This window comes from Pseudomonas syringae pv. cilantro (assembly GCF_001293775.1).
In the GTDB taxonomy this organism is placed as follows: Bacteria; Pseudomonadota; Gammaproteobacteria; order Pseudomonadales; family Pseudomonadaceae; genus Aquipseudomonas; species Aquipseudomonas syringae_P.
On record NZ_LGLN01000078.1, the window covers coordinates 19397 to 39874 of the forward strand.

The 20478-nt window shown below is 59.7% G+C and carries 17 protein-coding genes; 9 read left to right on the forward strand and 8 right to left on the reverse strand.

Going from position 1 to position 20478, the window contains the following annotated elements; all coding sequences use genetic code 11:
- Positions 1-284: 284 nt before the first annotated feature.
- Both ABJ99_RS21645 and ABJ99_RS21650 read left to right on the forward strand, forming a co-directional pair.
- Positions 285-527: a hypothetical protein gene (locus ABJ99_RS21645; RefSeq protein ID WP_054087545.1), complete on the forward strand. Its 243-nt coding sequence runs from the start codon at positions 285-287 to the stop codon at positions 525-527.
- A gap of 78 nt (positions 528-605) precedes the next feature.
- On the forward strand, positions 606-1334 hold the full coding sequence (locus ABJ99_RS21650; RefSeq protein WP_054087546.1) for a DUF72 domain-containing protein: 729 nt from the start codon (positions 606-608) through the stop codon (positions 1332-1334).
- 84 nt (positions 1335-1418) lie between these two features.
- On the opposite strand, the gene ABJ99_RS21655 is transcribed toward ABJ99_RS21650, so the two are convergent.
- The 3 genes from ABJ99_RS21655 to mqo form a co-directional block, all read right to left on the reverse strand.
- Entirely contained in the window at positions 1419-1793 is a 375-nt protein-coding gene (locus ABJ99_RS21655) for a response regulator (protein ID WP_054087547.1), read from the reverse strand.
- Entirely contained in the window at positions 1790-4786 is a 2997-nt protein-coding gene (locus ABJ99_RS21660; RefSeq protein WP_054087674.1) for an ATP-binding protein, read from the reverse strand. The genes ABJ99_RS21655 and ABJ99_RS21660 overlap by 4 nt, the downstream gene beginning before the upstream one ends.
- A 358-nt stretch (positions 4787-5144) precedes the next feature.
- Positions 5145-6782 (reverse strand): malate dehydrogenase (quinone), encoded by a 1638-nt coding sequence (gene mqo, locus ABJ99_RS21670; RefSeq protein ID WP_054087549.1) that lies wholly within the window; start codon positions 6780-6782, stop codon positions 5145-5147.
- 908 nt (positions 6783-7690) lie between these two features.
- Between mqo and ABJ99_RS21675 the strand changes: the two genes are divergently transcribed.
- Genes ABJ99_RS21675 through ABJ99_RS21690 form a run of 4 tightly spaced genes read left to right on the forward strand, consistent with a single transcriptional unit; the run spans position 7691 to position 12551 of the window.
- A complete protein-coding gene (locus tag ABJ99_RS21675; RefSeq protein WP_054087550.1) occupies positions 7691-8371 on the forward strand; it encodes a (2Fe-2S)-binding protein in 681 nt (226 codons plus the stop codon).
- A complete protein-coding gene (locus ABJ99_RS21680; protein WP_054087551.1) occupies positions 8371-9354 on the forward strand; it encodes an FAD binding domain-containing protein in 984 nt (327 codons plus the stop codon). The genes ABJ99_RS21675 and ABJ99_RS21680 overlap by 1 nt, the downstream gene beginning before the upstream one ends.
- Before the next feature lie 9 nt (positions 9355-9363).
- Complete coding sequence (locus ABJ99_RS21685) at positions 9364-11580, forward strand: xanthine dehydrogenase family protein molybdopterin-binding subunit (RefSeq protein WP_054087552.1); 2217 nt, start codon at positions 9364-9366, stop codon at positions 11578-11580.
- Positions 11581-11582: 2 nt separating this feature from the next.
- Positions 11583-12551, forward strand: coding sequence for an XdhC family protein (locus ABJ99_RS21690; protein ID WP_054087553.1), 969 nt, complete (start codon positions 11583-11585; stop codon positions 12549-12551).
- Here the strand turns inward: ABJ99_RS21690 and ABJ99_RS21695 are convergent.
- Entirely contained in the window at positions 12532-13155 is a 624-nt protein-coding gene (locus ABJ99_RS21695; RefSeq protein ID WP_054087554.1) for a nucleotidyltransferase family protein, read from the reverse strand. The two genes, ABJ99_RS21690 and ABJ99_RS21695, sit on opposite strands and share 20 nt — an antisense overlap.
- Before the next feature lie 129 nt (positions 13156-13284).
- Between ABJ99_RS21695 and ABJ99_RS21700 the strand changes: the two genes are divergently transcribed.
- A complete protein-coding gene (locus ABJ99_RS21700; RefSeq protein ID WP_054087555.1) occupies positions 13285-13869 on the forward strand; it encodes a flavin reductase family protein in 585 nt (194 codons plus the stop codon).
- A gap of 138 nt (positions 13870-14007) precedes the next feature.
- Here the strand turns inward: ABJ99_RS21700 and ABJ99_RS21705 are convergent, their stop codons facing one another.
- Positions 14008-15399 carry an aldehyde dehydrogenase family protein gene (locus tag ABJ99_RS21705; protein WP_054087556.1) on the reverse strand — a complete coding sequence of 464 codons (1392 nt, stop codon included), beginning with the start codon at positions 15397-15399 and terminating at the stop codon, positions 14008-14010.
- A 102-nt stretch (positions 15400-15501) separates the two neighbouring features.
- On the opposite strand from ABJ99_RS21705, the gene ptrR reads away from it, so the two are divergent.
- Positions 15502-16389, forward strand: a complete 888-nt coding sequence (gene ptrR, locus ABJ99_RS21710; RefSeq protein WP_054087557.1) for a putrescine utilization regulator PtrR — start codon at positions 15502-15504, stop codon at positions 16387-16389.
- Here the strand turns inward: ptrR and ABJ99_RS21715 are convergent.
- On the reverse strand, positions 16386-17480 hold the full coding sequence (locus ABJ99_RS21715) for a tartrate dehydrogenase (RefSeq protein WP_054087558.1): 1095 nt from the start codon (positions 17478-17480) through the stop codon (positions 16386-16388). The genes ptrR and ABJ99_RS21715 overlap by 4 nt on opposite strands.
- 113 nt (positions 17481-17593) lie before the next feature.
- On the opposite strand from ABJ99_RS21715, the gene ABJ99_RS21720 reads away from it, so the two are divergent.
- Positions 17594-18499, forward strand: a complete 906-nt coding sequence (locus ABJ99_RS21720; protein WP_054087559.1) for a LysR substrate-binding domain-containing protein — start codon at positions 17594-17596, stop codon at positions 18497-18499.
- Between the two features lie 7 nt (positions 18500-18506).
- On the opposite strand, the gene ABJ99_RS21725 is transcribed toward ABJ99_RS21720, so the two are convergent.
- Together ABJ99_RS21725 and ABJ99_RS21730 are read right to left on the reverse strand one after the other, a co-directional pair.
- Positions 18507-19661 carry an ABC transporter ATP-binding protein gene (locus ABJ99_RS21725; protein WP_054087560.1) on the reverse strand — a complete coding sequence of 385 codons (1155 nt, stop codon included), beginning with the start codon at positions 19659-19661 and terminating at the stop codon, positions 18507-18509.
- A complete protein-coding gene (locus ABJ99_RS21730) occupies positions 19658-20473 on the reverse strand; it encodes an ABC transporter permease (RefSeq protein WP_007251767.1) in 816 nt (271 codons plus the stop codon). The genes ABJ99_RS21725 and ABJ99_RS21730 overlap by 4 nt, the downstream gene beginning before the upstream one ends.
- Between the last annotated feature and the right edge of the window lie 5 nt (positions 20474-20478).

Below are 20478 nucleotides of genomic sequence, written 5' to 3' on the forward strand. Positions count from 1 at the left end.
AAAATACGCTATTCGCAGCATGGCGCAGGCAGGCAAAGACCGTTTCACGCGCCGTTGCCGGTCAATTGCAGCAGTCATCGGTTCCTCCGGCAGGGTTCACATCTGTCACCGATTACCATCGATGCAGGCACTGAAAAGTGATCGCCATCGCGAGGGGAAATTCAAAGCGATGGGCAGCGACCCTGACCGGCGGTGTTTTCAGCTCGTTATCGAGGAATAAAACGGAGCATCCGGGTTGCAGGCTGTCTCAAGCGTATGCCCAAGAGAATCGAGAGGATAAAAAGGTGGGACACAGCAGCCAGCAACAGTACCGTCTGGTCTGGACGACTCTGCAAACGTTACGCGAAGAGGTTCGTAACCTGCAGCTCAGTGAACTGGAACGCGACGAAAGTTTGCGCGGTCGGCAGACAGTCGATGACCGGGAAGCCATCCAGCAATCGTTCGTCGGTCTTGATCAGGCGCTCGATGATATCGAAGCCACGCTTGCCACGATTGGTGAGGCGACTGGAGAGATCGGCAAGCTTTGATCTCTGTCTGGCTGCCTTTAAAGGTGTGGGCCCCAAGACGGTGGAAATATTCATGCGTGAGGCAGGGAAGGTGTTGTATTGAGTACTTCGCAAGCATCGCGTATCGGCTGCGCCGGCTGGAGTCTCGGACGCGAGCACTGGCCTGTGTTTCCTGCGCAAGGGAGCCATTTGCAGCGTTATGCGTCACGCTTCAACGCCGTCGAAATCAACAGCTCCTTTTACAGGCCGCATCGTCCGCAGACTTACAGACGCTGGGCGCAGTCGGTGCCTGCCGATTTTCGCTTTTCGGTAAAGATTCCGAAACGTGTTACCCATGAACAACGCTTGCAGGGCTGTGAAATGTTACTGGATACGTTTCTTGCTCAGTGCTGCGAACTGGGCGAAAAACTGGGCTGCCTGCTTATCCAGTTGCCACCTTCCCTGGACTATATCCCGGATGTTGCGGGACGCTTTTTCGACGCACTGCGTGATCGTTATGCAGGCACACTGGTTCTTGAACCACGTCATGAGTCCTGGCGCCAGGCCGAAGCTTTATTGCTTGCGCAGCGCATTGCACAAGTGGCAGCCGATCCTTCGCCGATAAGCCAGGGCGGTATCCCCGCAGGGTGGCAAGGAGCGCGTTACTGGCGGCTGCATGGCTCACCGCAGATCTATCACAGTGCCTATGGCGCTGAACGGCTGGCATCTCTGGCCCGACAGGTACAGGCATCGGTCGAAGAGGGCGTTGAAACATGGTGCGTATTCGATAATACAGCCAGCGGTGCCGCTGTCGGCGATGCATTGTTCCTTCAGACAATGAGCCAATAAGTAGCACCGCGTGCCCATTCTCAAGCGCATTCAATGGTCCCGCTTTCAGTTGCCAGACAACGACGCCTGTTGAAAAAAAACGGGTCAGGCGTGGAGCAGATCGTCCAGAGCCTGATCCAGCTGATCGGCACTGAACGGTTTGCTGACGCACTGCCGGTCCATCCAGGTCTCGGGAATGCCCAACCGGCCATATCCGGAGCAAAACATGAAAGGTATGCCCCGATCAGCGATGGCGGCAGCTATCGGAAATGAGGTGCCGCCGATGATGTTGATATCCAGTATGGCCAGCTCGTACTCGCCGTTGCGGGCATATTCAATGCCGTCCTCCAGCGTGCTGGCGTGGTAGGCAGTCGCAAAACCCAGGTCTTCAAGCATCATTTCCATCAGCATCGCGAGCATGGTCTCGTCTTCTACCAGTAGTACTCTGGGCAGCGATGTTTCGTTTGATCCAGAGTTCATAGACAACTTTCCGGTTTTTCTGGCCAAGGGATCAGCATTGACCAGTTGATACCGGTCCGGGCGAACTGAACGTCGACCTTGCCTTTGAGCTCTCGCTCGATACTGCGGCGTATCAAGCGAAAGCCGAAACCTTTGACGCTGGACGGGCTGATCAACGGGCCGTCTGTTTCCAGCCATTCGATGTTCAGCGTGGGTGGGTTCTGTTCGGTCTCCAAGGTGGAGATCACGGTCACCCGGCCTGTCGATGATGAGAGCGCGCCGTGTTGCACCGCGTTAGCCATCAGCTCATGCAGCACCATTGACAGCGTCAGGGATACCCGAGGCTCCAGAGTGACCGGATCACCTTTGAAGTTGATCAGGTGCTGGCCGCCGTCCATCTTCTGCAACAGCTCAATCAGATCAACCAGTTCGGTGGAGATCCATTCTGCGCGTGCCAGTGCATCGTGAGCCTGGCTCAGTGCAAACAGGCGCGCATCGAAGCTCTTGCGAAAGGATTCGAGGGAAGCGGAGCTGTTGACCGTGAGAGAGGCAATCGCCTGCACAGTCGCCAAAGTGTTTTTGACCCGGTGGTTCAGCTCGTTCAACAATCCCGCGCGGGTGAGACGATCCTCCTGTTGCTGGCGTTCGAGTTTGCTGGAGATCGATTGGGCCAGGCGGTGAGTAGTGCCACTCTGCTTCAGAAATGTCGTTTCACCCACGGTATTCAGGCCTTGGTGGAGGGGCAGGGTGAAGGAAAACACGCTGCCAGCGTCGAGCGAGCTGTCCGCCCATATCCGGCCACCATGGGCGGTGACGATGCCTTGGCAAATATACAATCCCAAGCCGTTGCCACGCGGGTTGCCTTCCTTGACGGACCAGTAGCGCTGAAAAATATACGGTCGATGTTCCTCCGGGATGCCAATCCCGTCATCGCTGACCCTGAACAGAACGTCGTTTTCATGGGCGACCGCATCGATGTTGATCCGGCCTCCTTTCGGGGTGAACTTGATGGCGTTGCCAACCAGGTTGGAGAGCACCTGGAAGATCCGCTCCGGGTCAGCGTCAATGATCAGGCCCTGTGCAGCGCTACAATTGAGCTCGATATTTTTCTCCGTTGTCAGCATGACCAGCAGGCTGCAGGCTTCTTCCAGCAGGCTGGTGACGCTCAGGGGCAGACGCGACAGCTGATAACGGCCGGCTTCGATCTGGGCAGTGTCCAGCAGATCTTCCAGCAGGCTGTTCATGCGCGTCGTGGCTTTCTCTATGGTGCCCAGCGCACGCTGGATATTGCGATTTTCAATGCTCGAGTCGCCGACGGTCCAGCGTTGCATCATGCCGCACTGCATGATGATGATCGACATGGGGTTGCGCAGGTCGTGGGACACCACGGCGACCAGTTCATCACGCAAGCGAACCGCTTCCTGCTCACGCTGCACCTGGCGTTCAAGATCGGTTTCCAGAGCAGAGCGTCGCAGGTCTTCCGCGCCATAAAGATCGCCTTGGGACCAAGGTCTGGCGATACCGGTAACCTCCTGTGCCCAGACGTCGAAAGACTGCCGCGGACGCAGGCGATGGCTCGCAGAACCGGCCGGGCTGACGCTGACGTGATGGGCCGGGTCGCCGCTCCAGTTCATGGTGGAGGTAAGCTGGGCACGGAACCACATGACGGCGTTATCGACCGGCTTGGGTAAGGTGAACGCTATGATTCCGCTCGCCAGCGCGCGATAGGCGGCGCTGTCAGGGTAGAGTTTCTGCATTGAGTTCGTGTGGAAAACGCCCAGCCCCTGCAGGCCTGTCGCCTGCTCTGTACCCCGTTGACTGGTCAGCCCATTGTTTCGTATCCACAGATACAGCGCGCGCACCTCGTCGTGGGTCGGGCACTGGCCAAACAGATGAATGCGGTCATCAATCAAAACGGCGGCACCGTCGGCCAGTGTCAGCGACTGAAGCAACTCCGGCCTGCTCATCAGGCCGTCCAGAATGTCATGATCAGCCCGACTCATGGCATCTGCGAGTTGCCGCAGCAAAACAACTTTCTCTTCGCGCTCACGCTGGATCTGTGTCGCAACGATTGCGGAGATCTTCACCGACAACAGTTGGCCGATCATGGCACAGGCGTCGCGCAGCTCTCGAGACACCAGCAGCGGCTCGGGATGACCGCAGGCGATCAGGCCCCACAGTTCACCCCCCTCCAGCAGCGAGATGCTCATCGATGAGCGCACGCCCATGTTCTTGAGGTACTCGCAATGCACGGGGGACACGCTTCTGAGTGTCGAAAAACCCAGATCGAGTGGTTGCCCGGTGGCCGGGCGTAGCGTCGGAACCAACGGGACAGGAACGTAGGTGGCGTCCGGGATGACGCGAATCCAGTTCAGGCGATACAGTTCGCGCGCCTGAGCGGGAATATCCGAGCCAGGGAAGTTCAAGCCGCTGTAACTGGGCAGGGGCCCCGTCAGAGCCTGTGCGACCACCTTGCCATGGCCTTCGGGCTCGAAGCGGTAAATCATCACTCGGTCGTAACCGGTCAGCGCCTGAATCTCGTGAACACCGATATCGAACAGCGTTTCCAGGGTGGTGGCCGCCTGAAGGTTGCGCAACACGCGGGTAATGATTCTGGATTGTTCCTGAGCCACTTCAACAAACGGCTCCAGCTCGATAATCAGTACATCCCCGGCACGGTGCAACGAAGCACTGTAATCGACAGCGCCTACCGTCAGCCGCATCGGATCACTGTTCGCTGCGGCGGGGTGGTTATACGCCTGATCAACAAGCATCGAATGCTCTGGTGACAACAGCGTTGAAAGCAGATTGCCCAATAGCTCGGCGCTGTCCAGCCCCAGCTCCGTCGCACAATTGGCGCTGATCTGTTCGATACACAGTGGATCGCCAGCGACGCTGAGCAACACGCCGTGCGGCTGAATCGCGCCAGGCACACGGATCGGCTCACGTGCACATTCGGCAAGCGCGGCTTCGAGACCGGCATCGGGGCTTGCTTCGAGTGTCTGCTCGATCATTTCGTGGAACTCCATGGGGTGTTTCAGCCGGGAACAGCAATTCGCTGCCCTTGTGCGCCAGGCAGTTGTAATGCACTACAAACGATTTGGGCAGGTTTCATCAGCCGCAACAATGCTTTGGGCGGCCTGTGGCCCAGATGGACAGCGCAAGAAATGCGAGGTTGCCGCGAAGGTGCGGCGTGGAGACTTGGGTGATGCAGCTCTGCTGGCGCAGCCAGAGATGGAATGAAGCGGGCCACCATAACAGGTGCCAAGAGGATGCGTAGCTTTAACTGGTTTTGCGGCTGATTCCTGCCCGGGCACAAAAAAGCCCCGCCAGACAGAGTCTGGCGGGGCTTTGCTTCAAGCGGTGTAGGCCTTAAAGCGCCATGTCACTGGCTGGATTGCTTTTCGCTGGCTGAGCAGCAGGCGTTGGCGCGGTGCCTGTCTTGTTGACCGGCGGTGGTGGAGTCAGCTGCAGGACTTCGGCGGTGTAAGCCCATTCCTCGGCAACGCGATCCGGGTTGTTGTTCAGCTTGGTGCCGTAGCTAGGCACGATCTGGCGCAGTTTTTCCTGCCAGGCCGGGGTTGCTACCTTGTCCTTGAAGACCTTCTCAAGCACGCCCAGCATGATCGGCGCTGCGGTCGAAGCGCCTGGCGATGCGCCCAGCAGACCGGCAATCGAGCCGTCCTTGGAAGCAACTATTTCGGTACCCAGCTTCAGAACGCCGCCTTTCTCTTCGTCACGCTTGATGATCTGTACGCGCTGACCGGCTTGCATCAGGCGCCAGTCTTCTTTCTTGGCGTTCGGGAAGTACTCTTTCAGAGCAGCGAAGCGATCGTCGTCAGACATCATCACCTGGCCTGCGAGGTATTCGATCAGCGGGTACTGTGCGATACCGACGCGGGTCATCGGCCACACGTTGTGCATGGTGGTGCTGGTCAACAGATCGAAGTAAGAACCGTTTTTCAGGAACTTGGTCGAGAAGGTCGCAAACGGGCCAAACAGGATCACGCGCTTGCCGTCCAGGACACGAGTGTCCAGGTGAGGAACCGACATGGGTGGCGCACCGGTCGGCGCGATGCCATAGGCCTTGCCCATGTGTTGCATGGCGAGGTCCTGGTTCTCGGTCACCAGCCACGAACCGCCGACCGGGAAGCCGCCGTATTCCTTGGCTTCAGGAATGCCCGACTCTTGCAGCAGATGCAAAGCCGCACCGCCGGCACCGATGAACAGGAACTTGGTATCGGTTTCGGTGACGGTGCCGTCTTTCAGGTTTTTGTACTTGACGCGCCAGGTGCCATCGTCGTTGTGATTGATGTCTTCGACTTCACTCGACAACTGCAGATTGAAATTCTGCTTGGCTTTCAGATTGGCAACGAACTGACGAGTGATCTCGCCGAAGTTGACGTCGGTGCCGATCGGGCTCCAGGTCACGGCCAGCTTCTGCGCCGGGTCACGACCTTCCATCATCAGCGGGACCCACTTCTTGATCTGCTCGTGGTCCTCGGAGTATTGCATGCCGCTGAACAGCGGGCTGGCCTGCAATGCTGCGTAACGCTTGCGCAGGAACTCGATGTTGTTGTCGCCCCACACGAAGCTCATGTGCGGCGTGGAGTTGATGAACGAACGCGGGTTCTTCAGAACGCCGGTCTTGACCTGCCAGGACCAGAATTGACGCGAAATCTGGAACGCTTCGTTGATCTCGATAGCTTTGGAGATATCAACGTTGCCGTTCTTGTCTTCCGGGGTGTAGTTCAGTTCGGCCAGAGCCGAGTGACCGGTACCGGCGTTGTTCCAGCCGTTGGAGCTTTCTTCGGCGACGCCGTCGAGACGCTCGACCATTTCCATCGACCAGCTCGGCTCCAGCTCATTGAGCCAGACCGCCAGGGTTGCACTCATGATGCCGCCGCCGACGAGCAGTACGTCGACTTTTTTGGTTTCAGCTGCATGCACGGGCATGATGCCCATGGAAATGGCCATACCCAAAAGGGCCGTATTCACTTTCTTAAACATTCTGCCATCCATTTGATAAACGCCATCCGCCGACTGCTCCTGAAGCTGCGGCCTGTCACATGCATCGACGCATGCGACAAACTCTCGCACTCACAGGGACTAGAGGTGGACATACAAGGCCAATATAATACCGATTGAGACCTCAATTTATGTCCTGCTGCGCTGGCTTCTTATCATCGTTGGACTCAGCGTCATGAGTGACATTCTTGCTCTGTCGGTGTGTTGCAGTGACCGGAAATCTATCCGGATACACCCAGGCAAATCACACCGGGTCAGCCTGCTCACGGAGTCTGAGACGCCGCACTAGGGCATGGAGGCACGCTAGAGGCGTATTTTTTACACGCTCTGCGCAAAACCATGGTGCCATTCGGCGAAGACGCGGCATTTTCGCATAAACCGGGTACCGGTTGCGAGGTGCCACCATCAAATCGGTCATCAATGCCCCGATTTAGACGCCTCAAGACTTTCACATGACCTTCTATATCGTCATTTTCGACCAAGTCTTGAGCGGCCAGCTTCAGCTGACGCTTGACCGTGCACGCCTGTATCGACCACTCCTTTTCCGCCCACTGATGCGAGCGTTGCTGAGCGCACTCGGCCATCGCTCTACCTATTCATGAATGTTTTTCATGACCGCTAGTCAATCTGGCTGGCTAATCAGCGCCTGAACCAGCTGCTAGGGTCAACAGCGATCGTGCGTCGCGTTGCCAGCCTCCGAATACAGACGCCCGTCAATGAGTTGGAACTTTAGTGGCGCTGGCCAGTTAAACACTTATGCCGGTGATAGCGTTTTGGCTCTCATGACCGATGAAAAATAACAGGTCAGTGAGCACAAGCACGTCCGGGCCGCTGACCAAAAATAACGCCTGTCGCTTGATAGCAGCGTCGGCTATTACCGAGTGATCCTGATGACTGAACCAAAAAAGCACAAGGAACCTGCTGCTGACAGCAGTGCCGTGCAGCCCTCGCGCCGCAACTTTCTGAAGTTCGGCGCATCGGGTATTGCTGCCGCCACATTGTCCACCTGGATACCCGCCGACGGCATGCTGCAGGCAGCACCCGCTGCAGCGGTGGCGCCAGTGGTCGAGGACAATGACGCACCGGCAGCCGGCGAACACCGTATCCAGCTCAAGGTCAACGGTCAGGTTCATTCCCTGAACGTGCCAGCCAACGCGGTGCTGCTCGACGTGTTGCGTGACCGCTTGCAACTGACCGGCACCAAGAAAGGCTGCGACCATGGCCAGTGCGGCGCCTGCACGCTGTTGGTCAACGGTGTGGCGATCAACTCCTGCCTGTCCATCGCCGTGCAGCATCAGGGCGACAGCATCATCACCATCGAAGGGCTGGCCGAGAACGGCACGTTGCATCCGGTTCAGGAAGCCTTCTGGGAACACGACGCCTACCAGTGCGGTTATTGCACGTCAGGGCAAATCATGAGCGCGGTCGCCATTCTCAAGGACCCGAACATCCCGTCCGATGATGCCAGTGTGCGCGAAGCCATGAGCGGCAACATCTGCCGTTGCGGTGCGTACAAGAACATTCTGTCGGCCGTGCAGTCGGCGCGTTCGAAAATGGGGGGAGCTGCCTGATGCGAACTTTCGATTACGCGCGCGCGGCTTCGTCCGCACAGGCGGTCACTTCGGCGTCGGGCCAAGGCCAGCGTTTTTATCTGGCGGGCGGCACCACCTTGCTCGATCTGGTCAAGCTCGATGTCATGCAGCCGGAGCAGTTGGTGGACATCAACCACCTGGCGCTGAAACAGGTCGAATCGTTGCCTGACGGGCGTCTGCGCATCGGCGCTCTGGTCAGTAATACCGACCTGGCCAGTCACCCATTGGTGCAGCAGCGCTACCCGGTATTGTCCGAAGCGTTGTTGGCCGGGGCATCGACTCAGTTGCGCAACAAGGCCACCACGGCTGGCAACCTCATGCAACGCGTGCGCTGCCCGTATTTTCGCGACAATGTATCGGCGTGCAACAAGCGCCAGCCTGGCTCGGGCTGCGCAGCCATCGGTGGCCTGAACCGCAGCGTACACGCCGTGTTGGGCACCAGCGATCACTGCATTGCAACGCACCCGTCGGACATGTGTGTGGGTATGGCGGCGATTGGTGCGCAGGTCACGGTGCAAGGTGCCAATGGCACACGGGATATTCCGTTTGCCGACTTTCACCTGCTGCCCGGTGACACGCCGCACCACGAACATGCGCTGGCCGCTCACGAACTGATCACCCATGTAACCCTGGATGCGCCACTGGCAGGCGGACGATCCTCTTATCTGAAACTGCGTGATCGCACCTCCTACCAGTTTGCACTTGCGTCAAGCGCGGTGATTCTGGTGATGGACGGCAAGCGCATTGCCGATGCACGCATTGCACTGGGTGGCGTGGGCACCAAGCCATGGCGTGCGGTCGAGGCGGAACGGGCGCTGATCGGTCAGCGTGCTGACATGAACACCTTCACCAGGGTCGCAGAGCTGGCGATGAAAGGCTCGCGCGCCTACGAACACAACGCCTTCAAGATCCCGCTGGGTCAGCAGGTCATCGTCCGCAATCTTCGCGACCTCACGGCCTAGGAATTTCTCATGAGCGAAAATATTATCGGCACGCCGCAACGTCGCATCGACGGCGGCCAGAAAGTCAGTGGTCAGGCGCGCTACGCGGCGGACCATCCCATGGGCAAGATGCTTTACGCTTATGGCGTCTACAGCACGATTGGCAACGGGCGCATCGTGGCCATCAACGACCAGCAGGCAAAAGCGATGCCGGGCGTGGTGGATGTCTTCCATCACGGCCACTTTCCTGCGCTGCACCGCACCCCGAATACCAAGCTGAGCTTCGCCAGGATGCTGTCGGCGAGCAAGGCTGACGAGCACCGCCTGCCGTTTGAAGATGATCAGGTTTACTATCCCGGACAGTTCGTTGCGCTGGTGGTCGCCGAAAGCTTCGAGCAGGCGAGAGCGGCCGCGCATCGTGTGGCTGTCGATTACCAGCAGCGGCCGGCGGTCAAGGATCTGCAGGAAGGCATGCGCGTCAATGGCGTCCGCGATGGCGGTGCGGGGCATAACCGTGGCAACCCGGACAGCGCATTTCAGAGCGCCAAGGCTCAGGTCGATCAGACTTACACCACGCCGGTCGAAGTGCATAACCCGATGGAAATGCACGCCAGCACCGCGTGGTGGCAGGACGGCAAGCTGTTCGTCTGCGAGAGCACTCAGGGCGTGGTCAACCATCGCAACCTGCTGGCCAACGTTTTTGACCTTCCGCCCGACCGGGTGGAAGTGCGGGCACCGTTCATAGGCTCCGGATTTGGCGGCAAACTCTGGCCGTGGCCGCATTCGGTGGCCGCCTGCGCTGCCGCCAAAATGACCGGGCGACCGGTGCAGCTGGTGCTGCCGCGTGCGCAGATGTTCACCACCGTGGGCCACCGCCCGGAAACCCGTCAGCGTCTGCGTATGGCCACTGATGCCAGCGGCAAGCTGGTATCGATTCGGCATGAATCGCTCAACAGCACTTCGATGCTCGATGACTACACCGAGAACTGCGGTGGCGTGACGAAAAGCCTGTACGCCTGTGACAACGTGTTGGTCAGCCACAAGATCAGCCCGATCAATCGCGGTACGCCCACATCAATGCGCGCACCGGGTGCCGCCCCGGGCCTGTTCGCGCTGGAGTCGGCTATCGATGAAATGGCCCTCGCCAGCGGCATGGACCCGCTGGCGTTCCGCAAGCTGAACCTGTCCGACATGGATCAAAGCATGGGCTTGCCGTGGTCGAGCAATCACTTGCCGGAAGCCATCGACAAAGCTGCCGAACGGTTCGGCTGGCAGGCGCGCAACGCTGAAGTCGGGTCGATGCGTGAAGGTGATGAAATCATTGGTTACGGCATGGGCGCGTGCAATTGGGAGGCTCATCAAGTGCCGACCGATGCGCGCGTCATTCTGCGTGCCGATGGCACGGCGCTGGCACAGTGTGGCTTGCAGGACATCGGTACGGGGACTTACACCATCGTTGCGCAGACCGTCAGCCAGTTGACCGGCATCCCGATGGAGCGTGTCGAGGTGGAGCTGGGCAGCTCATCGTTTCCGGCAGGCCCTGTTTCCGGTGGCTCATGGGTCACCGCCAGCGTGATGCCGGCGATTGCCGGGGCAACGCGTGAAGCCTTGCAGAAGCTGCGTCAGTACGCGGTCAGCAAGGGTTCGGTATTCGCCGGGCAGGATGCCGGGTCGATCAAGGTCGAAAACGGTCAACTGGTGATGGGCGAGCAGCGCGTCAGTTTTGTCGATGTTCTAAACGGCCAGCGTCTGGCACGCGCCGAGGGTAATTTCCAGAGCGGCATGCCCGAAGCCGGCAAGCACTCCTTCCGTTCTTTCGGTGTGCATTTTGTCGAAGTGCGCTGGGACCCGGGCATTTCCAGCCTGCGGGTTTCGCGTGTGGTCAGCGCGATTGACGTGGGCAAGGTGGTCAACCCGCTGGCGGCACGCAATCAGGTTGAAGGCGCGATTGTGATGGGTATCGGCATGGCGCTGTTCGAGGCGGCCGAGTACGACCCGCGCAGCGGCATGCCGGTCAATAACAACTACGCCGAGTACGTGGTGCCGGTGCATGCCGATCAGCCCGACATCGATGTGCTGTTGCTCGATTACCCGGATTACAACCTTGGCGAGTTCGGTGTGCGCGGCATCGGCGAAATCGGCGTGACCGGCCTGGCGGCGGCGGTGGCCAACGCGGTCTATCACGCGACGGGCAAGCGGGTGCGCAGTCTGCCGATCACCAAGGAAAAACTGATGGCAGGGTTGTAAGGATGAAACAACTCGATTTGCAGGTTGTGCAACAGGCGCGTGACTGGCTGGTCACTGGCAAGCCGGTCTGGCTGTGCACGGTGCTCTCGACCTTCGGCTCGGCCCCGCGTGGGCCGGGGGCAATGCTGGTGGCGCTGAGCAGTGGTGAGCATCGCGGATCGCTGTCGGGCGGCTGTGTGGAAGAAGACTTTCTCGAGCGCGTCGCCGCCGGACAGTTTCAGCAGGTCAATCAGGTGGTTCGCTATGGCGATGGCGGTTTTGCGCCTGCGCGGGCCTTGCCGTGTGGCGGCGTGCTGGACGTGTTGATCGAATTCATCGCACCAAGTCCGCAAGCCGACGCCCATCTGGCGGCTATCGAACAGGCGCTGGCCGGACGCGAGCTGGTCAGCAGGGAAGTGCAACTGGGTGGCGTGCAGAGAAGCGTGGGACCTGCCGCGCTGGGTGAGGCGCGGATACAGGTCGACGGCGAACGCATCAGCATCCGCACGGGCGCGGTTTATCGCGTACTGCTTGCCGGTCTGTCACCCGTGGCCGAGTTCTGCGCCAGTTTTGCCGTCGCCATGGGCTACGAAGTGATTGTCTGTGACCCGCGTGTCGAAGTCACGGCAGGGTTCTCGATGCCGGGCGTTGAAGTGCGCGGGGTTTTGCCTGCGGTGTTCATCGCCGAAGGCGGCTGCCACGGTTCGACGGCGGTACTGGCGTTGACGCACGATCCGAAGCTGGATGACCTGAGCATGCTTGAAGCCGTGCGCACCGAGGCGTTTTATATCGGCGCAATGGGCTCGATGCGCACCAGCAGCAAGCGTCTGGAGCGTCTGGCGCGGATCGGCGGGCTGGAGGCCGAGGTGCTGGAGCGCATTCACGCGCCTATCGGTTTGAATCTCGGCAGCAAGACCCCGGCAGAAATTGCGATTGCAGTGATGGCCGATATCCTGCGGGTCGCCAACGGGGTCAGTCGCGACGATCTTTAAGCTGTTGCCGGCAGGCCATGGCCAGCGCTGATTGCGTGTCTGCATCGCGCAAAACGCCGGGATCGTCGCAACCCAGTAAGTCGCACCGCTCTGGGTTATCGACGATCAGCGCCTTTGCACCCTGATCACCTTCGAGTGACAGCAACTGCGGCCAGAACCGGCGCCCGATGATCACAGGATGGCCGCGCTGGCCTTCATGCATCGGCAGGGCGATGCGCAACGGATCAGCCAGCACGGCCAGGTCGCGCAAGGTCTGTGGCTGTATCCAGGGCATGTCTGCCAGCAGCACTGCGATTGCGTCGGCCGACGAGTTCATGACCGCTGCGACTCCGCTGGCCAGGCTGTGGCCCATGCCGAGATCGGCGTGTTCGCTGCGAATGATCTTGACCTCTGCGGGAATATTCAGCGCTTTGGCATCATCGTCCGGACGCAGTATCACGGCGACATGCACAAAGGCTTTGCTGGCATTTTCGAGACTTGCAGTCAGCAACGTATGTCCACCGGGCAGTGGCGCCTGACGTTTGTCACCGTCAAATCGCCGACTGCGGCCTGCGGCGAGGACCAGGGCGAACACTTTGGGGTTCTGGCTGTCTATGCTGCTCAATCCGATGCCTTATGAGTGGTGAAGGGCTTCGCTTGCAGCCGCGCAATATTGCACGGCGTAGCGCATGCAGGATGCCTTATTTAGCTGCTCGGCCGGTAGCGGTACGAATCATGTTTCCGAGGGTTACACGTGGACAATCACATCCGTCCTGTCGAGCTGGAAAAAGCCTACCGTCTGCTTAAGCACGGCCCGACCGTGCTGATATCTTCCAGTCACGAAGGCGTTCATAACGTCATGGCTGCAGCCTGGGCCTGTGCGCTGGACTTTGCGCCACCCAAGGTGACGCTGGTAATCGACAAGATGACCAAGACCCGCGGGCTGGTGGAGAAGAGCGGCTATTTCGCGCTGCAGGTGCCTAATCTGGATCAATTGCAGATGACCTTTGACGTCGGCACCCAGAGCAAGGTGTTCACCCCCGACAAGCTGGACAAGGCCAATATTGACCTGTTTCGCTTCGAGGATCACGACACTCCGCTGGTGGCCGGATGCTCCGCCTGGCTGATCTGCAAAGTCATCCCCGAGCCGCATAATCAGCAGGCCTACGACCTGTTCATCGGCGAAGTGGTGGGCGCGTGGGCTGATACCCGAGTGTTTAGAAACGGGCATTGGGAATTCGAAAAAGCCGATCCGAAATGGCGCAGCCTGCACTACGTCGCAGGCGGGCACTTTTACACGATAGGCGAGCCTGCGATTGTGGAGGCGGGCGAAGAGTAATCGGCCTGAACATGCGAGAAGATCGGACGCGGAGCGTCCAGAACGGCATGCCAACGCAGAGCGTCGCACGACAGTCGAAGCACACACACACACAAACACGGCTCCCTCGGGGGCATGTGTACGGGGGTCTCCCATTCCTCAGTGGCGATCGCGCCACACGGTCTGTGCATTGCAGAACTCACGTACGCCAAAGTGCGAAAGCTCTCGGCCAAAGCCGCTTTTCTTCACGCCACCGAAGCTTACGCGCGGGTCTGAAGCGCTGTAGCCGTTGATGAACACGCCGCCGGTTTCCAGTTCTTCGGTCATGCGTTCTGCCAGCTCCAGATCGCGGGTGTACACGGTTGCGGTCAGGCCGAATTCGCTGTCGTTGGCCAGTTCCAGGGCGTGCTGCGCATTGCGGGCGGTGATGATCGAGGCGACCGGGCCGAACAGTTCCTGCCGGAATGCGGTCATCTGGTCGGTGACATCGCCCAGAACAGTCGGCTCGTAATAATTGCCCGGTCCATCCGCTTTCTTGCCGCCCAGCAACAGCTTCGCGCCTTCGCTCAGGGTGTCGCGAACCTGGGCATCCAGTTCGTCGCGCAGATCAAAGCGTGCCATCGGGCCGATGCAGGTTTCGCTGGAAAGCGGATCGCCCACCGCCAGCTGGCGCGTCTGCTCAACGAACCGACGGGTAAATTCCTCCACCACGCCTTGCTCGATAATCAAACGCTTGGCCGCCGCACACACCTGCCCGGTGTTCTGAAACCGGCCAACGACTGCCGCTTTCACTGCCTGATCCAGATCGGCGTCGTCGAGCACGATAAACGGATCGGAACCGCCCAGTTCCAGTACACACTTCTTCAGCGCTGCACCGGCCTGAGCGCCAATCGCCTGGCCGGCACGCACGCTGCCGGTCAGCGTCACCGCCGCAATGCGCGGGTCAGCGATGGCCTTTGAAACGCCCTCTGGCAACACGTTAAGCACTTCGAACACGCCCTCGGGAAAACCCGCTTGCTGGAACGCGTCGCGCATCAGATACGCACAGCCCATCACATTCGGTGCATGCTTGAGCACGTAGGTATTGCCAGCCAGTAACGTCGGTATCGCACCGCGCAGCACTTGCCAGATCGGGAAGTTCCACGGCATCACCGCAAGAATCGGCCCCAGCGGGCGGTACTCGATACGCGCCTTGTCATCCTCGACCTGAGTCGATTCGGCCACCAGCATCGCCGGGCCCTGTGCCGCGTACCAGTCACACAACTGCGCGCATTTTTCGACCTCGCCTCTTGCCTGCACCACGGGCTTGCCCATTTCCCGACTTATCATCCGGGCGATGTTTTCAGCGTCGTCGCGCAGCACTTGGCCCATGGCGGTGATCAACTGGGCACGTTGCTGGACAGGCGTGCGCTTCCAGCCTGCAAAACCGCTGGCCGCACGCGAGAGGGTAGTGTCCTGCACCGCTGCAGATTCAAATAGATAGTGGCCGATCTGCTCGCCGATAGCCGGGTTGATCGAGATCGCATGGGTATTGCTGTTGATAGTGGTCATTGCGCCATCCTGTCCAGGTGGGGAGTGGGGCCAGTCTATCGACGTGCTATGCTCTCGAAAACTGAATAATAATGATCGCATAGTTCATGTTTGGAGAATGAAGTGGATCTGGTCCAGCTAGAAATATTCAAGGCCGTCGCTGAACACGGCAGCATCAGCGCTGCCGCGCAGCAGATTCATCGCGTGCCTTCAAACCTGACCACGCGCATCAAGCAGCTCGAACAGGACCTCGGCGTCGACCTGTTCATTCGCGAAAAACATCGCCTGCGTCTGTCCCCCGCAGGCTGGAATTTTCTCGATTACACGCGACGGATTCTGGACCTGGTGCAGGAAGCGCGTGCGGCCGTTTCCGGAGACGAGCCACAGGGGCCTTTTTCGCTGGGATCATTGGAAAGCACCGCTGCTGTGCGCATTCCGGCATTGCTGGCGGTCTACAACCAGCAAAACACCAAGGTCGAACTGGACCTGTCCACCGGACCGTCCGGCACGATGATCGATGGCGTGCTGGCTGGACGACTGGTGGCCGCGTTCGTCGACGGGCCTGTCCTGCATCCATCCCTGGAAGGCGTCCCGGTATTTGAAGAGGAGATGGTTATTATTGCGCCGCTTAACCACAGCCCGGTCAAGCGTGGCCGTGATGTCAATGGCGAAAGCATCTATGCGTTTCGCGCCAATTGCTCGTACCGCCATCACTTCGAGCGCTGGTTCACCGAAGACGCCGCGGTGCCGGGCAAGATCCACGAAATGGAGTCCTATCACGGCATGCTCGCCTGCGTCAGCGCCGGTGCCGGCCTGGCGCTGATGCCGCGCAGCATGCTGGAAAGCATGCCCGGTTGCGCCACGGTCAGCGTCTGGCCGCTGTCTGAAAAGTTTCGCTTTCTGCACACCTGGCTGATCTGGCGCAGGGGCACGGTGTCTCGCAGCCTGACCCGTTTCGTGGAGTTGCTGGAGCAGCGCGGCACGCCGGCCAGCGTCACGCAAAGCGCTTAACGGGCCGCAGAAACTCGCTCGACAATCGCCGCGCCCACTTGCTGAGTGGAAAGCGTGCCGCCCAGATCCGGCGTGATGTCGCCATTGGCGATCACCTGTTCGATAGCTGTGATGATGTCGTCATGCGCCGTTGTGAATCGCTCATTGCCCTGACCGAGGAATTCCAGCATCAGGGCGCCGGACCAGATCATGGCGATTGGGTTGGCGATATTCTTGCCGAAGATGTCCGGGGCCGAGCCGTGCACCGGCTCGAACAGCGACGGAAAGTTGCGCTCCGGGTTGAGGTTGGCCGACGGTGCGATGCCGATGGTGCCGGCGCACGCCGGGCCGAGGTCGCTGAGGATGTCGCCGAACAGGTTGGAGGCCACCACCACGTCGAAGCGCTCGGGTTGCAGCACGAAGCGCGCACACAGGATGTCGATGTGCTGCTTGTCCCAGCTGATGTCCGGGTACTGACTCGCCATGGCCTCGGTGCGTTTGTCCCAGTAGGGCATGCTGATCGCCATGCCGTTGGATTTGGTCGCCGAAGTGACGTGCTTGCGCTCGCGTTTGCTTGCCATCTCGAAAGCAAATCTGAGAATGCGGTCGACACCGCGACGGGTGAACACCGATTCCTGCAAGACGAACTCGTTTTCGGTGTTTTCGAACATGATCCCGCCCAGCGACGAGTATTCGCCTTCGGTGTTTTCGCGTACCACGATGAAGTCGATGTCACCCGGTTTGCGGTTGGCGAGCGGGCAGGGTACGCCGGGGAACAGTCGAACCGGGCGGATGTTGGCGTACTGATCGAACTCACGGCGAAACTTGAGCAACGAGCCCCACAGGGAAATGTGGTCGGGCACTTTGTCCGGCCAGCCCACGGCACCGAAGAAAATCGAATCGAAGCCTTTTAACTGGTCGAACCAGTCGTCCGGCATCATCTTGCCGTGTTCCAGATAGTAATCGCAGCTGGCCCACTCGAAGTACTCGAATTCCAGGTCCAGCCCGTGTTTCGCAGCAACCGCCTGAACGACCTTGACCCCCTCGGGCAAGACTTCAAGACCGATGCCGTCTCCGGCAATGGCCGCGATACGCAGTTTTTTAGTGTTCATGGCCGACACTCCCGATGAGTGAATTGTGATGAATAGGCTTGGAAGGACACCCATGCTATAAGCGCACGATATAAAGATAATCAGCCGATTAATGGATTGAGAAAACACGAATCGTGAACTATCCAAGCCTTGATGACCTGAACGTGTTCATTCACGTTGCGCGGCGTTCCAGCTTTGTCGGGGCGGCCAATGAATTGGGCATGTCTACTGCGTACGTCAGCAAGCGCGTCAAGTTGCTGGAGCAGAACATGGGTGTGGTGTTGCTGCACCGTTCCACGCGGCAGGTGTCGATCACCGAGGACGGCGAGCGGGTCTACGAGTGGGCCAAGGGCATTCTTGAGTCCGTGCAGCAGATGAGCGATGAAGTGGCGGCGTTGCACGGCGAACCGAGCGGCCTGTTGCGTGTGGTCAGCAGTCAGGGCTTCGGCCGGCGCTTTGTTGCGCCGGCCTTGTCAGAGCTGGCGGCGCGTTACCCGAAGCTGGATATCCGGCTGGATATTCAGGATCGGCTGGTCGACCTGATCGAGGAGGGCGTGGATCTGGACATCCGCGTCGGTAACCAGATCGCTCCGCACCTGCGCGCCCGCCATCTGGCCCGCAACTGGCGCGTCTTGTGCGCAAGCCCGGCGTATCTGCTGCGCCAGGGCACGCCGGTCAATCCGGGTGAACTGGCCAACCACGATTGCCTGGTGATCAAGGAACGTGATCGGCCATTTGGCATCTGGCATCTGCACGGGCCGCAAGGCGCAGAAACGGTGAAGGTGACCGGCAGTCTGTCGACCAACCATGGCGAAATTGCCCGCCAGTGGTGCCTGGACGGGCGAGGGCTGTTATTGCGTTCGCTCTGGGATGTGCGCACCGACCTGGCCGAAGGTCGGCTGATCCAGGTTCTGCCGGAGTATCGGCAGGATGCAGATATCTGGGCGGTGCACACTTCACCGCTGATGAGCTCGGCGAAAATTCGCGTCACAGTGGAATTCCTGCGCGATTACTTCGCCGTGCATCACGCGCCCGTCTGATTCAGAGTCAGTGCGCCCCGGCTGCCTTGTTCAGGTCGCTGTCGGTCCACTCGGTGTAGATACACGCGTCGGCGGCGGCCCAGCGCACTCGCACCGGATCGCCGGCCTTGAGCGGCATGCCTGTGGCCGACAAGGCTTTGACGGTCATCGCCATGCCACCGGTGGTCACCACCGAGCAGGTCTGGCTCTCACCGAGAAACAGCACTTCGGTGACATTCGCGCTGACTTCGTTCCAGCCGGCTTCCAGTGGCGTGGCGGCTGTCTGGGAAACGCTCAACGCCTGAGCCTTCTCCGGACGCACCATCAGCAGCACGTCTTGATCAGTCTTGAGCCCCGACGTCAGGCGAATCGCCAGCGAACTGCCTTCGAACGTGGCCACGGCGTTGCCCTGTGCCTTGAGCTTCAGGAAGTTGGAGTTACCGAGAAACGAAGCCACAAAGGCATTCGGCGGGTTCTGATACAGATCGTAACCGCTGCCCAGACCGACAATCTTGCCGTGGCTGAAAATCGCAATGCGCTGGGACAGGCGCATGGCCTCTTCCTGATCGTGGGTCACGTAAACAATGGTGATGCCCAGCCGACGGTGCAGTTGACGCAGTTCATCCTGCAAGTCTTCGCGCAGTTTCTTGTCCAGCGCGCCGAGTGGTTCATCCATCAGCAGGATGCGCGGTTCGTAGACCAGCGCTCGGGCGATGGCGACCCGTTGCTGCTGGCCGCCTGACAGCTGTGAAGGGCGGCGGTGAGCGAATTCTTCCAGCTGGACCAGCTTGAGCATCGCATCGACTTTCTTCTCGCGCTCGGCCGTCGGCAGCTTGCGGATGGCCAGCGGGAAGGCAATGTTGTCGCGAACCGACAGGTGCGGAAACAGCGAATAACGCTGGAACACCATGCCGATATCACGCTTGTGCGGCGGCACATTCACCAGTGATTTGCCGCCCACCAGAATCTCGCCTGAACTGGGGGTTTCGAAACCGGCCAGCATCGACAGCGTGGTGCTTTTGCCCGAGCCACTGGAACCCAGAAAGGTCAGAAACTCGCCCTCCTGGATATCCAGGGAAATGTCGTCGACGGCGGCAAAGTTGCCGTAATGCTTGTTCAGGTTGCACAGCGCGACCAGCGGTTTTTGCTGTGGCTGGGCGGAGTCTTTGATCACGGCACTCATGAAATACTCCTGGCTTCGTTGCGACGACGCAGGGTCGCAGCGATGAACATGATCACCACCGACAGTGCGATCAGCAGCGTTGAGGCGACAGCGATGACGGGCGTCAGGTCCTGACGCAGCGTGGTCCACATTTTCACGGGAAGGGTCTGCAGGGTCGGGCTGGCCATCATCACGCTCAGCACCACTTCGTCCCACGACACCAGAAACGCGAACAGCGCGCCGGCCATCATGCCCGGCCGGATACCGGGGAAGGTCACCTTGTAGATCGCCTGCAAACGCGATGCGCCGCAGATCACCGCAGCATCCTCGATGGACTGATCGAACAGCTTCAGCGAGTTGATGATCGAGATGATGGTGAACGGCAGGGCGACGATCACGTGACTGACGACGAAGGAAAACAGCGTGCCGGTGTAACCGAGTTTGAGGAACAGCGCATACACCGCCACGGCGATGATCACCAGCGGCACGATCATCGGCAGGGTGAACACACCGTACAGCATGTCGCGTCCCGGAAACCGGCCGCGTACCAGGGCAAAGGCGGTCGGCAGGCCCAGTGCTACCGAGGCGATGGTGGTCAGTATCGCGACCTTGAGGCTGGACATCGCCGCCGCCATCCAGTCCGGGTTGGAAAAGAACTGCTGATACCACTTCAACGTCCAGCCAGGCGGAGGAAACACCAGCCACTGCGATGAGCCAAACGACAGCAGAATGATGAACAGGATCGGCAGCAGCAGAAACAGCGCGATCACCGCTGTGGTCAGGTACAGGCCCGTGCGCAGACCCGGGCTCATGGCATTGGGTGTCAGGAGCATGGCGG